We start from the raw sequence: 12,299 nt of genomic DNA on the forward strand, positions 1-12,299 counted from the left end.
GCCATGGTCAACGTGACCGATCGTGCCCACGTTCACGTGCGGCTTCGTGCGGGTGAATTTACCTTTTGCCATTTTTCGACTCCGAAAAAAAACGATATCAACGTACGCAGATAAGGTCGCAACGCTGCTCTTGCAACCCCTGGGAAAAACTGGTGCCCTTTGCGGGAATCGGACCCGCGACCTCTCCCTTACCAAGGGAGTGCTCTACCACTGAGCCAAAAGGGCTTTTGCCTAAACCTGCATCAAACTCGGTCTCTGGAGCGGGAGACGGGAATCGAACCCGCGTCATCAGCTTGGAAGGCTGGGGTTCTACCATTGAACTACTCCCGCATCGGGGGCACTTCAAGGCACCCAAAGCGCTAGATCCAATCGCTCTTAGAAACCAAATTCATCGCTGGTGGAGAGGGCTGGATTCGAACCAGCGTACTCGTTAGAGGGCAGATTTACAGTCTGCTGCCATTAACCACTCGGCCACCTCTCCGGCGAACCTCGAAATATAGCACGGTTTTGTGACCATGCAGAAACCCGAGCACCAAAAGGAGCGAGGGAAACCGTTCGAGGAATGAACTGCGGGCGATTATCCGCGAATTTTCAGGCCCCCTTCTGGTGCTCCTCACGCCAGGCACGTGCTTCGCCGAAATGTCCGCATCCGATGAACGGCACGGGCGGTCGCAACGCCGACAGCGGCGAGGGATGATTCGACATCAGCACCTTATGGCGGCCAACATCGATCAACGCACGCTTACTCTGGGCGTGCGAGCCCCATAGCATGAAAACAACAGGCTTCGCGCCATCGGAAACATGGCGGATCACGGCGTCCGTCAGCACCTCCCAGCCGCGCCCCGAATGGCTGGCCGGCTGGGCCTCCTCGACCGTGAGGCAGGTGTTGAGCAGCAGCACGCCATGCGTCGCCCACTTCACCAGGCTGCCGCCCGGGTTCGGGAACGGCGGCGGCGGCGTGCCGAGGTCGCGCTGCAGCTCCTTGAAGATGTTGCGCAGCGACGGCGGCAGCGCCACGCCGGGCGCCACGGAGAAGGCCAGCCCCTCGGCCTGGCCGCGCCCGTGGTACGGGTCCTGGCCCAGGATCACGACACGCACGTCCTCGGGCGGCGTGAGCTCCAGCGCGCGCAGCGGCTGCGGCGGAAAGATCACCGTGCCCGCGTCGAGCCGTTCGCGCAGGAAGGCCTGCAGCTTCTGCCCCACGGCACCGCCGAAGAAGCCATCGACCAGCGGCTGCCAGCCCGGCGCCACCGGCCAGTCGGCGGGATCGCTGCTCGACAGCTGATCCGCGCGGCTCATGAGAACACCTCCGTGCTGCGCACTGCGGTGCGAGCTTGCTTGGGGCGGCCCGGCGCGGCGCTCATTGGAACAACGCCGCGAGGGCTTCGCCAGGTTCCTCGGCGCGCATGAAGGCCTCGCCGACCAGGAAGGCATGCACGCCCGCGGCGCGCAGCGTGGCGACGTCCTCGCGCGTGGCGATGCCCGATTCGGTCACCGCGAGGCGCTCCTTCGGCAGGCTCGGCAGCAGGCCGATGGTGGCCTGGATCGAGACCTCGAAATTGCGCAGGTTGCGGTTGTTGACGCCCACCAGCGGGGTCTTGAGGCGCAGCGCGCGCTCGAGCTCGGCCGCGTCATGCACCTCGACCAGCACCGCCATGCCCAGCCCGTGCGCGATGGCTTCGAAATCCTTCATCTGCGCGTCGTCGAGGCAGGCGGCGATCAGCAGGATCGCGTCGGCGCCGATCGCGCGCGATTCGTACACCTGGTAGGCATCGACGATGAAGTCCTTGCGCAGCACCGGCAGCTCGCACGAGGCACGCGCCTGCTTCAGGTAGTCGATGCCGCCCTGGAAGAACTGCTTGTCGGTCAGCACCGAGAGGCAGGCCGCGCTGATCTTCCCGTCGCCTTCGGCATAGCTCTGCGCGATGTCGGCCGGAATGAAATCGGCGCGCAGCACGCCCTTGCTCGGGCTGGCCTTCTTGACTTCGGCGATCACGGCGGCGTGGCCGGCCGCGATCTTGGCGCGCAGCGCGCCTTCGAAATCGCGCGTCAGCACGCGGCTTTCGGCGTCGAAGCGAACCGCCTCCAGCGGGCTGCGCTGCTTCGCGGCGGCCACTTCCTGGTGCTTGACGGCAACGATCTTGTCGAGGATGTCGGACATGGCTTCTCTCTTGCTCCTGGATTCCTGGCTCAGACCGAGGTGGTGACCCGCACCAGCTCGGCGAGCTTGGCCTTGGCGGCGCCCGAGGCGATGGCCTCGCGCGAGCGTGTCACGCCCGCGGCCACCGAATCAACCACGTTGGCCGCGTACAGCGCCGCACCGGCGTTGAGCAGCACGATGTCGAGCGCCGGGCCGGCCTGATTGTCGAGCACGCCGAGCAGCATCGCCTTCGACTGCTCGGGCGTCTCCACGCGCAGCGCGCGGTTGCTCGACATCTGGAAGCCGAAGTCCTCGGGATGCAGCTCGTACTCGCTGATCTCGCCGTTCTTGAGCTCGCCCACCAGCGTGGCCGCGCCCAGCGAGATCTCGTCCATGCCGTCGCGGCCGTAGACCACCATCGCATGCTCGGTGCCCAGGCGCTGCAGCGCGCGCACCTGGATGCCCACCAGGTCGGGATGGAACACGCCCATCAGGATGTTGGGCGCACCGGCCGGGTTGGTCAGCGGGCCCAGGATGTTGAAGATGGTCTTGATGCCGAGTTCCTTGCGCACCGGCGCCACGTTCTTCATGGCCGGATGATGGTTCGGCGCGAACATGAAGCCGATGCCCGACTGCTCGATCGAGCGCGCGATCTGCTCGGGCTTGAGGTTGATGTTGACGCCCAGCGACTCCAGCACGTCGGCACTGCCCGACTTGCTCGACACGCTGCGCCCGCCGTGCTTGCTGACCTTGGCGCCGGCCGCGGCCGCGACGAACATCGAGCAGGTCGAGATGTTGAAGGTGTGCGAACCGTCGCCGCCGGTGCCGACGATGTCGACCAGGTTCGTGGTGTCGGCCACCGCCACCTTGGTCGACACCTCGCGCATCACCTGCGCGGCGGCGGTGATCTCGCCGATGGTTTCCTTCTTCACGCGCAGCCCGGTGATCAGCGCGGCCATCATCACGGGCGAGCACTCGCCGCTCATGATGAGCCGCACGATGTGCAGCATCTCGTCGTGGAAGACTTCGCGGTGCTCGATGGTGCGCTGCAGCGCTTCCTGGGGGGTGATCATGGAAAGTCTCCTCGGGATGAATCAGCGGCCGATGCGCGCCGCGGGGGCGTCGGTGAACGCGAGCTTGAGGCCGAAGCCGATGAAAAGAACGCCGGCGGCGCGGTCGAGCCAGTGCATGCCCTTCTGCACGGCGCCGCGGCGCGCCATCCAGCCCGCCGCCAGCGCCCAGCCCACGTTGACGGGGATCGCGTTGAGGTTGAACAGCACGCCGAGCAGCACGAAGTACAGCGCCTTGTGGTCGGCCCCGGGCGCGATGAACTGCGGCACGAAGGCCAGGAAGAACAGCGCCACCTTGGGGTTGAGCACGTTGGTCCAGAAGCCGCCGAGGAAGATCGCCTTGAGGCTGCGTTCCGCGCCGGCTGCCGCGGCCTTGCCGAGGTCGGTCGGTGCCGGTGCGCGCGACAGCACCATGCGCACGCCCAGGTACAGCAGGTAGGCCGCGCCGATGTACTTGAGCGCCGTGAAGGCCGCGGCCGAGGTCGCCATCAGCGTGCCGACGCCGATGGCCGCCGCGAAGATGTGGACGAAGCAGCCGGCAGTGATGCCGAGCCCGGCGACGATGCCGGCGCGCACACCCGAGCGCAGCGAGTTGGTGACCACGTAGAGCACGTCGGGCCCCGGCGTCAGGTTCAGCAGCCAGCCGGCCGCGATGAAGGCCAGCAGATGGGGAAGATCGGGCATGGCGTTCTCCTCTCCTCGAACGACGAATCAGGCGGCGAAGTAGGCCCGGATCGCGGCCACCGCGCGGTCGACGCCGGCGGCATCGACATCGAGGTGCGTCACGAAGCGCAAGCGGTACAGGCCCGTGGCCAGGATGCCCTGGCGCTCGAGGCTCTCGATCAGCCCCGCCGAGCGGGCCTTGGCCTCGCCCTCGAGGTCGACGAAGACGATGTTGGTGTGCGGCATCTCGAGCTTCAGCCCCTCGATGCCCGCGAGCCCCTGCGCGAGGCGCAGCGCCAGCGCATGGTCGTCGGCCAGCCGGTCGACGTGGTGCTCGAGCGCATGCGCGGCCGCGGCCGCCAGCAGCCCGGCCTGGCGCATGCCGCCGCCCGCCATCTTGCGGATGCGGTGGGCGCGCGCGATGAAGTCGCGCGAACCGACCAGCGCCGAGCCGATCGGCGCGCCCAGGCCCTTGCTGAAGCACACCGACACGCTGTCGAAGCACTGCGCGATGCGGCGCGCCTCGGCGCGCACGTCGGTGCTTCCGTTCTTCGCCGCCTGCGCGGTCGCCGCGTTGAAGAGCCGCGCGCCGTCCAGGTGCCGCTGCAGCCCGTGGCGCGCGGCCAGTTCGGTCGCCGCCTGCACGTAGTCGAAGGGCAGCAGCTTGCCGCCCAGCGTGTTCTCGAGCGCCAGCAGCCGGGTGCGCGCGAAGTGCGCGTCGTCGGGCTTGATCGCCGCCTCGATCTGCGCGAGCGGCAGCGTGCCGTCGGCCGCATGGTCCAGCGGCTGCGGCTGCACGCTGCCGAACACCGCCGCGCCGCCGCCTTCCCAGCGGTAGCAATGCGCCATCTGGCCGACGATGTACTCGTCGCCACGGCCGCAGTGCGCGAGGATCGCGCTCAGGTTGCTCTGCGTGCCGGTCGGCACGAACAGCGCCGCCTCGAAGCCCAGCAGCGCGGCGATCTTTTCCTGCAGCGCATTCACGCTCGGGTCGGTGCCGAAGACGTCGTCGCCCAGCGGCGCCGCCATCATGGCGTCGCGCATCGCCGGCGTGGGTTGCGTGACGGTGTCGCTGCGCAGGTCGACGATGGCGGTGCGGTCGGTCATGGCTTCAATCCAGGAAGTTCTTGAGCATGGCGTGGCCGTGCTCGGTGAGTATCGATTCGGGGTGGAACTGCACGCCTTCGATGCGCACGTCGTGCGCGTACCCGGTGTGCCGCACGCCCATGATCTCGCCGTCGTCGGTCCAGGCCGTGACGGCCAGCGCCTCGGGGCAGCTCGCGCGCTCGATCGACAGCGAGTGGTAGCGGTTGACGACGAAGGTCTTCGGCAGCCCCGCGAACACGCCCTCCTGCGTGGTCGTGATCTCGCTGGTCTTGCCATGCATGAGCTGCTGCGCGCGCACGATCCTGCCGCCGAAGGCCGCGCCGATGGCCTGGTGGCCGAGGCACACGCCGAGAATGGGCAGCTTGCCCGCGAAGGCCTCGATGGCCGCCACCGACACGCCCGCTTCCGCCGGCGAGCACGGCCCGGGCGACACCACCAGCCGCGTCACGCCCGAGGCGATCAGCTCGCCGATCTGCGCAACCGTGATCTCGTCGTTGCGATGCACCTGCACGTCGGCACCCAGCTCGCCGAAGTACTGGACGATGTTGTAGGTGAACGAATCGTAGTTGTCGATCATCAGCAGTTTCATGGCTTGCTCACAATCCGGTGCACGCCCTTGACGACGGGGAACACGTTGAAGTTGATCAGGAGGCCCAGCTTGAGGCCCGACAGGCGCAGCGCGGCCAGCACCTGCGCGCGATGCAGGTCGGTCAGCGCGTCGACCGCCTTGAGTTCGACGATGACCGACTGCTCGATCACGAAGCCCGCGCGGTAGACCTCGCCGAGCGAGCGGCCCTTGTAGCTGGCCGACAGCGGCACGTCGCGCGCGAAACCGATCTCGCGCTCGGCGAGCTCGATCGCCAGCGCCGCGGCATAGGCACGCTCGTCGAGCCCGGTGCCGAGCACGCGCTGCACCTCGACGGCGGCGCCGATGATCTCGTGCGAGAAATCGTTCTGGATATCGGGTGCGTTGCTCATTCCAGGCCTTCCTCGACCAGTTCGGCGGCACGCAGCAGCGCGCGCGCCTTGGCTTCGGTTTCCTTCCACTCGAGCTCGGGCACCGAATCGGCCACCACGCCGGCCGCGGCCTGCACGTGCAGCACCTGGTCCTTCACGATGCCGGTGCGGATCGCGATCGCGACGTCCATGTCGCCCGCGTAGCTGATGTAGCCGCAGGCGCCGCCGTACAGGCCGCGCTTGGTGGGCTCGAGCTGGTCGATCAGTTCCATCGCATGCACCTTGGGCGCGCCGGTCAGCGTGCCGGCCGGGAAGGTGGCCTTGAGCACGTCGATGGCGGTCATGCCGTCCTTCAGCGTGCCCTCGACGTTGCTCACGATGTGCATCACGTGGCTGTAGCGCTCCACCGCGAAGGCTTCCGTCACCTTCACCGTGCCGGTCTTGGCGATGCGGCCGATGTCGTTGCGCGCGAGGTCGATCAGCATCACGTGCTCGGCGCGTTCCTTCGGGTCGTTGATGAGTTCGACCTCGGCCGCCTTGTCGAGCTCGATCGAGGCGCCGCGCGGACGCGTGCCGGCCAGCGGGCGGATGGTGATCTTCTGCTCGCCCTCGCCCGTGTGCTCCTGGCGCACCAGGATCTCGGGCGAGGCGCCCACCACATGGAAGTCGCCCAGGTGGTAGTAGTACATGTAGGGCGAGGGATTGAGCGAGCGCAGCGCGCGGTACAGCGACAGCGGCGACTCGGTGTAGCGCTTGCTGATGCGCTGGCCCACCTGCACCTGCATGAAGTCGCCGGCGGCGATCATCTCCTTGGCGCGCTCCACCGCCGCGAGGTAGTCGGCCTTGGCGAAGCTGCGCTCGGCCGGATGCGGCTGCGTGGGCTTCACGATCGGCGCGCTCACCGAGTACTTGAGCTTTTCCTTGAGCTCGCGCAACCGGCGCTTGGCGTTGGCATAGGCCTCGGGCTGCTTGGGATCGGCATAGACGATCAGGTAGAGCTTGCCCGAGAGGTTGTCGATGACCGCCAGTTCCTCGCACTGCAGCAGCAGGATGTCGGGGCAGCCCAGCGTGTCGGGCGGGCAGCTCTTCTCGAGCTTGCGCTCGATGTGGCGCACCGTGTCGTAGCCGAAGTAGCCGGCCAGCCCGCCGCAGAAGCGCGGCAGCCCGGGCCGCAGCGCGACCTTGAAGCGCTTCTGGTACTGCGCCACGAAGTCGAGCGGATTGCCCGCGGCGGTCTCGACCACCTGGCCGTCGGTCACGACCTCGGTGACGGCTTCGGCGCCGAAGCCGCTGGCGCGCAGCAGGGTGCGCGCCGGCAGGCCGATGAAGCTGTAGCGGCCGAAGCGCTCGCCGCCCACGACCGATTCGAGCAGGAAGCTGTGCTTGCCGCCGCCCTGCGAATGGGCCAGCTTGAGGTAGAGGGACAGGGGGGTTTCGAGGTCGGCAAAGGCCTCGGCCATCAGCGGGATGCGGTTGTAGCCCTGGGCGCTGAGGCTCTTGAATTCGAGTTCGGTGATCACGTGTCGTTCTCCGGAAAGCCGGCCCGGCGCGCTTTCATCGGCCGGGAGCGGTCTCATTCACAAACAGAGGGGGTTGGTTCGGCGTCGGGGCGATCCGGAACCTCGGGCGCACGGCGTGCGCCGTGCAATCAAACAGGCAGCGTCGATGGCGTACGCCAGGGCCAGGCTCCCCGGCTGCCTTCACCTGTCTGATGGATGTGATGAACGAACATGAGGGCCGGAGTTTAGCCCACGAGAACGCTGCCGCGCGCAAACCTGCGCTTCAGGGTTCGTCCGGAGCCGGGGCGATAAAACGAAAAGATACATTCGCACGACCGTTCGCAAATTCCAGAGGAGGCCGCCTTGTCCGCACGCTCGACCGCACTTCCGCTCGTGTCACCGGCGCTCGCGCGCCTGTTCCTGCTGGCCGGTCTCGCGGCGGCGCTGGCCATCGCCGCGCCCGCGCGCGCCGCCCCGGTCGAGGTCGCGGGCGTCAAGCTCGAGGACAGCCTCGAGCTGCGCGGCACGCCGCTGCAACTCAATGGCGCCGGCGTGCGCTACAAGGCCATCCTCAAGGTCTACACGGCCGGCCTCTACATGGGCCGCAAGGCCTCGACCACCGAGGAGGCGCTGGCCGTGCCCGGCCCGAAGCGCGTGGCGATCACCATGCTGCGCGACATCGATGCCAACGAGCTCGGCAAGCTCTTCATCAAGGGCGTGGAGGACAATTCGCCCAAGAGCGAGATGGGCCAGTTGATCCCAGGCCTCTTGCGCATGGGCCAGATGTTCGCCGACCAGAAGCAGCTCAAGGCCGGCGACACCTTCACCATCGACTGGCTGCCCGGCACCGGCACGCTGATCACGGTGCGCGGCGTGCCGCAGCCCGATCCCGTGAAGGAGCCTGCCTTCTTCAACGCGCTGCTGCGCATCTGGCTCGGCCCGAGCCCGGCCGACTGGAAGCTCAAGGACGCGCTGCTCGGCAAGCCGGCCTGAACGGCGGCCAGCGCCTCAGGCGCGCGGCGCCGCCAGTTCGGCCAGCGAATCGACGAAGCCGTCGGCATCGACCGCGCGCACCGGCTCGCCGTGGTTGTAGCCGTAGCTGACCAGCACCACCGGGCAGCCGGCCGCACGCGCGGCACGCGCGTCGTTGCTCGAGTCGCCGATCATCAGCGTGCGCGCGGGCTGCGTGCCCAGCGCTTCGCAGGTCTTCAAGAGCGGCAGCGGATCGGGCTTCTTGCGCTCGAAGGCATCGCCGCCGAACACGCGCTCGAAAAAGCCGTCGAGCCCCTTCTGGGCCAGCAGCGGCTGCGCGAAGGCGGTCGGCTTGTTCGTGAGGCAGGCCAGCTTCAGCCCCCGGTCGCGCAGCGCCTGCAGCCCCTCGACCACGCCCGGATACACCGACGCATGCTGGCCGTTGATCGCGAGGTAGTGGTGCTGGTAGCGCTCCCAGCCGCGGTCGAACTGCGCCTGCGCGCGCGCCAGGGCGGCGGGTGCGTCGGCACCGCCCGCCGCGGCCACGTACTGCAGTGCCGACAGGATCAGGTGCTCCGAGCCCTTGCCGATCATCAGTTCGATGCGCTCGCGCGGCAGCGCGGCGAGGCCGAGGTCCTCGAGCATACGGTTCAGGGCCACGGCGAAATCGCCGAGCGTGTCGATGGTGGTGCCGTCGAGGTCGACGATGGCGGCGTCGAAGCGGGTGAGGTCGAAATCGATGGAGTTCAAGGAAGAAGGGCTCATGGCGTTGCGAAGACTGCCCGCGACTTTACAGAGCCCCGCGGTCGGACGACCTTCCTCACCACGCCATCGCCGCACCGCCGCCTTCGCGCAGCGCGGCCGCATGGGCCAGGTTGGCCGCCACCATGTCCTCCATCGCGATGCCCATGGCTTTGTAGACCGTGATCTCGCGCGCATCGCGCCGACCCGGTGCGCTGCCGAGCATGACCTCGCCGAGCGTGGTCGCGCGCCGGCGGTCGCAGCCCGCGAGCTCGGCGCAACCCACGGGCACGGGCTCGAAGGCATCGAGCGTCTCCACGAACAGGCGCGCCTCGCGCGCGAGCGCCACCGGCAGTTCGCCCGCCGGCGGGTGGTAGCCGACCGAGGACACGTGGGCGCCGGGCTTGAGCCACTCGGGGCGGATCACGGGCTGGGCGCTGTGGCTCGCGAGGCAGACGATGTCCGAGTCGCGCACGGCCGCCTCGATGTCCTCGCCGGCCCGCGCAAGCGGATGCCGCGCCGCGAGCCGCCGCGCCTCCTCGGGATGCAGCGCGCAGACATGGATGCGCTCGAGGTCGCGGACCAGCGGCAGCAGCCGCAGGTGCTCGCGCGCCTGCACGCCCGCGCCCACGATGGTCGCGACGCGCGCGTCCGGGCGCGCCAGCAGCCGCGCCGACAGCACCGCCGAAGCGGCCGTGCGGATGCCGGTGATGAAGGTGCCGTCCATCACGCACGAGGCCATGCCCGTCTCGGGCTCGAACAGCAGGATCATCGCGAGGTGGTTCGGCAGCCCGAGCGCGAGGTTGCCGTCGAAGACGTTGACCACCTTGATCGCCATCTGCATGCCCGGGCGCCATGCCGGCATCGCGAGCGAGAAGCCCTGGCCCGGCACCGTGAGCTCGGGCCGCGCCGGCGACTGCACCTCGCCGCGCGCGAGCGCGCGAAAGCCATCCTCCAGGCCGTCGAGCAGTGCGCGCGGATCGAGAAGGCGCGCCACCTCGGCTTCGCTCAGCGTCATGACGCGGCGCGGTCCCTTCGCGATCTCGAACGCGGCAGGCTGGTTGTTCATGTGAATCTCCTTCATTGATGTGAAGGGGAATTCTGCGAAGCCGCCTTGCTTCGTTCAATTGATTCGTTCTGCGTTGACGTGAAGCAAACTCACTCCTAGCATCGCCAACATGCCGCTGCCCCTGTTCCTGCTCACGAAGCTGCGCGCCTTCGAGTCGGTGGCCCGCCACGGCAGTTTCAAGCGCGCCGCCGAGGAACTGCACGTCACGCAATCGGCCCTGAGCCACCATGTGCGCCATCTCGAGGCCGAGCTCGGCATGCCGCTGGTGCTGCGCTCGCACCGCCGCATCGAGCTCACGGCCGAGGGACGCCAGCTCTGCGCCGATTGCGCCCAGGGCTTCCAGGGCCTCGAGGCCGCGATCGACCGGCTGCGCCGCGCCGCGCGGCCCGACACGCTGACCTTGAGCGTCGCCCCGTATTTCTCGGCGCGCTGGCTCACGCCGCGCCTCGGGCGGCTCTGGGCGCGGCATCCGAGGCTGCACCTGCAGCTGCACCACGCCTACCAGCCCGCCGATTTCCTGCGCGATCCGGTCGATGCCGGCATCGGCTGGGGCGACGGGCGCTGGCCCGGCGTCGAGGCCCGGCTGGTCGTGCCGGGCACGCTCACGCCCGTGTGCAGCCCGGCCTTCCTGGCCACGCTGCCGCGCAAGATCAAGCCGCGCGACCTGCGCGGCTGCCGCCTGTTCCACGAGTTCGATGCCGCGCACTGGAGTGCCTGGTTCGCGGCGGCGGGCGTGGACACGGGCGTGGACGCGGGCCCGCTCGACACCACCCGCATCGACGACTCCCACGCGCTGCGCCGCACCGCGCTCGACGGCCATGGCTTCGCGCTGTTCTTCACGGCGCTGGTGCGCGAGGACCTCGATGCCGGACTGCTGGTAGCGCCGTTCGCGCACACCGTCGATCCGGGGAGCGCCTACTACCTCGTGCGTCCCGCGGACCGCGCGCCGAGCGCGGCGCTGCAGTCGTTCACGCAGTGGCTCATGGACGAGGTGGCCAGCGCGCCCTTCGCCTGAGCACGGCGTGTCCCGCGGCGCGCGATGCGCCGCCGCTCAACTCAGCACCAGCACGCCCGCGGGAAAGGTCCGCGCGACCAGATCGAAGCTGTGCTGGATCTGCAGCAGCGCGGTCTCGATGTCCGCGACCTTGATGCGCGCGGTCACGGTCTTCGCGCGCAGGGTTTCGCCCACCAGCAGCACGCGCCCGGGGCGATAGCGGTTGATCTCGTCGAGCACCACGGGCAGCGGCGTCTGCCGGAACACCATCTCGCCGCGGCGCCAGGCCGAGACGCCCTCGGGATCGACGTTGGCGATCTCGCTGATCATGCGGCCGTCGTACAGCGCCAGCTGCCGCGCCTGCAGCAGACGCCGGCCCGCGGGATGCTCCACGCCGACCTGGCCGTGCAGGCAGGTGACGCAGGTGCGCCCGTCGAGGTACCGGACCTCGAAGCCCGCCGCGCCGGTGGCGACGGCGCGGCCCGCGCCGGCCTCCACGCGAAAGCGCCTGGCCGCGTCCGAGACCTCGATCGCCGCCTCGCCGTCGAGCAGCTCGAGGCCCACGCTCTCGCCCTGGTCGCTGACCCGGCGCAGGCTGGTGCGGGTGTTCATCGTCACCCTCACGCGCTCCTCGAGCGACAGCTCGCGCTGCTCGCCCACGGCCGTGTGGTAGTCGGCGCCCCACTGTTCGGCGGCCGGCCACATGCCCAGCGGCGAATAGGCGACGATGCCCGCAACCGCCGCTCCGCCGAGCGCCGTGCCCAGGAAGGCGCGCCGGCCGAGCGGCGTGCGGTTGAGCGTCCTGCGGTGATGGCGCGCGGCCTCCGCGTTGGTGCTCAGCACGCTGCTCGCGGCCCGCTCCAGCAGCTGCCACTGGCGCGCGGCCTGCTGGAAGGCCGCGAGGTGCGCGGGATCGGCATCGCGCCAGTGCCGGAACGCCTGCGCCTCCCATTCGCTGACGCGGCCCGAACCCAGCTTGCGCACCCAGGCCTGCGCATCCTTGAGCACATCAGGCAGCTTGCCGCGATCGTCGGGTGTGGTCATTGCATCGATTTTCAAGCGGCCACCTCGGGCCGGGCGAAGGGCC

The 12,299-nt window shown here is 69.0% G+C and carries 13 protein-coding genes, 3 tRNA genes and 1 pseudogene; 2 read left to right on the forward strand and 15 right to left on the reverse strand.

Features of this window, described 5'->3' with window-relative positions:
• The 12 genes and pseudogenes from AC07RV_RS44480 to trpE form a co-directional block, all read right to left on the reverse strand.
• Positions 1–72, reverse strand: a pseudogene (locus tag AC07RV_RS44480) (GTP-binding protein); the annotation flags it as partial.
• Between the two features lie 78 nt (positions 73–150).
• A tRNA-Thr gene (locus AC07RV_RS44485) sits at positions 151–225 on the reverse strand.
• 31 nt (positions 226–256) lie between these two features.
• Positions 257–330: transfer RNA gene (locus tag AC07RV_RS44490), tRNA-Gly, on the reverse strand.
• A gap of 65 nt (positions 331–395) precedes the next feature.
• Positions 396–481: transfer RNA gene (locus AC07RV_RS44495), tRNA-Tyr, on the reverse strand.
• Positions 482–591: 110 nt separating this feature from the next.
• Positions 592–1,299, reverse strand: a complete 708-nt coding sequence (locus tag AC07RV_RS44500; RefSeq protein WP_296787410.1) for a uracil-DNA glycosylase — start codon at positions 1,297–1,299, stop codon at positions 592–594.
• Between the two features lie 61 nt (positions 1,300–1,360).
• Positions 1,361–2,161, reverse strand: a complete 801-nt coding sequence (trpC, locus tag AC07RV_RS44505) for an indole-3-glycerol phosphate synthase TrpC (RefSeq protein WP_296787412.1) — start codon at positions 2,159–2,161, stop codon at positions 1,361–1,363.
• 29 nt (positions 2,162–2,190) lie between these two features.
• Entirely contained in the window at positions 2,191–3,213 is a 1,023-nt protein-coding gene (gene trpD, locus AC07RV_RS44510) for an anthranilate phosphoribosyltransferase (RefSeq protein ID WP_203204166.1), read from the reverse strand.
• A gap of 21 nt (positions 3,214–3,234) precedes the next feature.
• Complete coding sequence (locus tag AC07RV_RS44515) at positions 3,235–3,894, reverse strand: LysE family translocator (RefSeq protein WP_296787416.1); 660 nt, start codon at positions 3,892–3,894, stop codon at positions 3,235–3,237.
• Between the two features lie 27 nt (positions 3,895–3,921).
• A complete protein-coding gene (gene ltaE / locus AC07RV_RS44520) occupies positions 3,922–4,980 on the reverse strand; it encodes a low-specificity L-threonine aldolase (RefSeq protein ID WP_296787417.1) in 1,059 nt (352 codons plus the stop codon).
• A 4-nt stretch (positions 4,981–4,984) separates the two neighbouring features.
• On the reverse strand, positions 4,985–5,569 hold the full coding sequence (locus AC07RV_RS44525; RefSeq protein WP_057597579.1) for an anthranilate synthase component II: 585 nt from the start codon (positions 5,567–5,569) through the stop codon (positions 4,985–4,987).
• Complete coding sequence (locus tag AC07RV_RS44530) at positions 5,566–5,958, reverse strand: GxxExxY protein (RefSeq protein WP_209542402.1); 393 nt, start codon at positions 5,956–5,958, stop codon at positions 5,566–5,568. Before AC07RV_RS44530 ends, AC07RV_RS44525 begins: the two co-directional genes overlap by 4 nt.
• Positions 5,955–7,457: an anthranilate synthase component I gene (trpE, locus tag AC07RV_RS44535; protein WP_208513368.1), complete on the reverse strand. Its 1,503-nt coding sequence runs from the start codon at positions 7,455–7,457 to the stop codon at positions 5,955–5,957. Before trpE ends, AC07RV_RS44530 begins: the two co-directional genes overlap by 4 nt.
• 393 nt (positions 7,458–7,850) lie before the next feature.
• Here trpE and AC07RV_RS44540 point away from each other — a divergent pair, with 393 nt between their 5' ends.
• Positions 7,851–8,429 (forward strand): chalcone isomerase family protein, encoded by a 579-nt coding sequence (locus tag AC07RV_RS44540; protein WP_296787451.1) that lies wholly within the window; start codon positions 7,851–7,853, stop codon positions 8,427–8,429.
• 15 nt (positions 8,430–8,444) lie between these two features.
• Here the strand turns inward: AC07RV_RS44540 and gph are convergent, their stop codons facing one another.
• Positions 8,445–9,173 (reverse strand): phosphoglycolate phosphatase, encoded by a 729-nt coding sequence (gph, locus tag AC07RV_RS44545; protein WP_296787420.1) that lies wholly within the window; start codon positions 9,171–9,173, stop codon positions 8,445–8,447.
• 55 nt (positions 9,174–9,228) lie between these two features.
• A complete protein-coding gene (locus AC07RV_RS44550) occupies positions 9,229–10,218 on the reverse strand; it encodes an ornithine cyclodeaminase family protein (RefSeq protein WP_296787422.1) in 990 nt (329 codons plus the stop codon).
• A 109-nt stretch (positions 10,219–10,327) separates the two neighbouring features.
• Between AC07RV_RS44550 and AC07RV_RS44555 the strand changes: the two genes are divergently transcribed.
• Positions 10,328–11,233, forward strand: a complete 906-nt coding sequence (locus AC07RV_RS44555; protein WP_296787424.1) for a LysR substrate-binding domain-containing protein — start codon at positions 10,328–10,330, stop codon at positions 11,231–11,233.
• A gap of 36 nt (positions 11,234–11,269) precedes the next feature.
• Here the strand turns inward: AC07RV_RS44555 and AC07RV_RS44560 are convergent, their stop codons facing one another.
• Positions 11,270–12,256: a FecR family protein gene (locus AC07RV_RS44560; protein WP_296787426.1), complete on the reverse strand. Its 987-nt coding sequence runs from the start codon at positions 12,254–12,256 to the stop codon at positions 11,270–11,272.
• Positions 12,257–12,299: the final 43 nt, after the last annotated feature.

This window comes from Variovorax sp. GW821-FHT09B01, from assembly GCF_059418345.1.

What these genes read in the sequence shown, in the direction of transcription:
- AC07RV_RS44500 (WP_296787410.1), bottom strand. Translation starts at nt 1,299, where the DNA reads ATGAGCCGCGCGGATCAGCTGTCGAGCAGCGATCCCGCCGACTGGCCG.
- trpC (WP_296787412.1), bottom strand. Translation starts at nt 2,161, where the DNA reads ATGTCCGACATCCTCGACAAGATCGTTGCCGTCAAGCACCAGGAAGTG.
- trpD (WP_203204166.1), bottom strand. Translation starts at nt 3,213, where the DNA reads ATGATCACCCCCCAGGAAGCGCTGCAGCGCACCATCGAGCACCGCGAA.
- AC07RV_RS44515 (WP_296787416.1), bottom strand. Translation starts at nt 3,894, where the DNA reads ATGCCCGATCTTCCCCATCTGCTGGCCTTCATCGCGGCCGGCTGGCTG.
- ltaE (WP_296787417.1), bottom strand. Translation starts at nt 4,980, where the DNA reads ATGACCGACCGCACCGCCATCGTCGACCTGCGCAGCGACACCGTCACG.
- AC07RV_RS44525 (WP_057597579.1), bottom strand. Translation starts at nt 5,569, where the DNA reads ATGAAACTGCTGATGATCGACAACTACGATTCGTTCACCTACAACATC.
- AC07RV_RS44530 (WP_209542402.1), bottom strand. Translation starts at nt 5,958, where the DNA reads ATGAGCAACGCACCCGATATCCAGAACGATTTCTCGCACGAGATCATC.
- gph (WP_296787420.1), bottom strand. Translation starts at nt 9,173, where the DNA reads ATGAGCCCTTCTTCCTTGAACTCCATCGATTTCGACCTCACCCGCTTC.
- AC07RV_RS44550 (WP_296787422.1), bottom strand. Translation starts at nt 10,218, where the DNA reads ATGAACAACCAGCCTGCCGCGTTCGAGATCGCGAAGGGACCGCGCCGC.
- AC07RV_RS44555 (WP_296787424.1), top strand. Translation starts at nt 10,328, where the DNA reads ATGCCGCTGCCCCTGTTCCTGCTCACGAAGCTGCGCGCCTTCGAGTCG.
- AC07RV_RS44560 (WP_296787426.1), bottom strand. Translation starts at nt 12,256, where the DNA reads ATGACCACACCCGACGATCGCGGCAAGCTGCCTGATGTGCTCAAGGAT.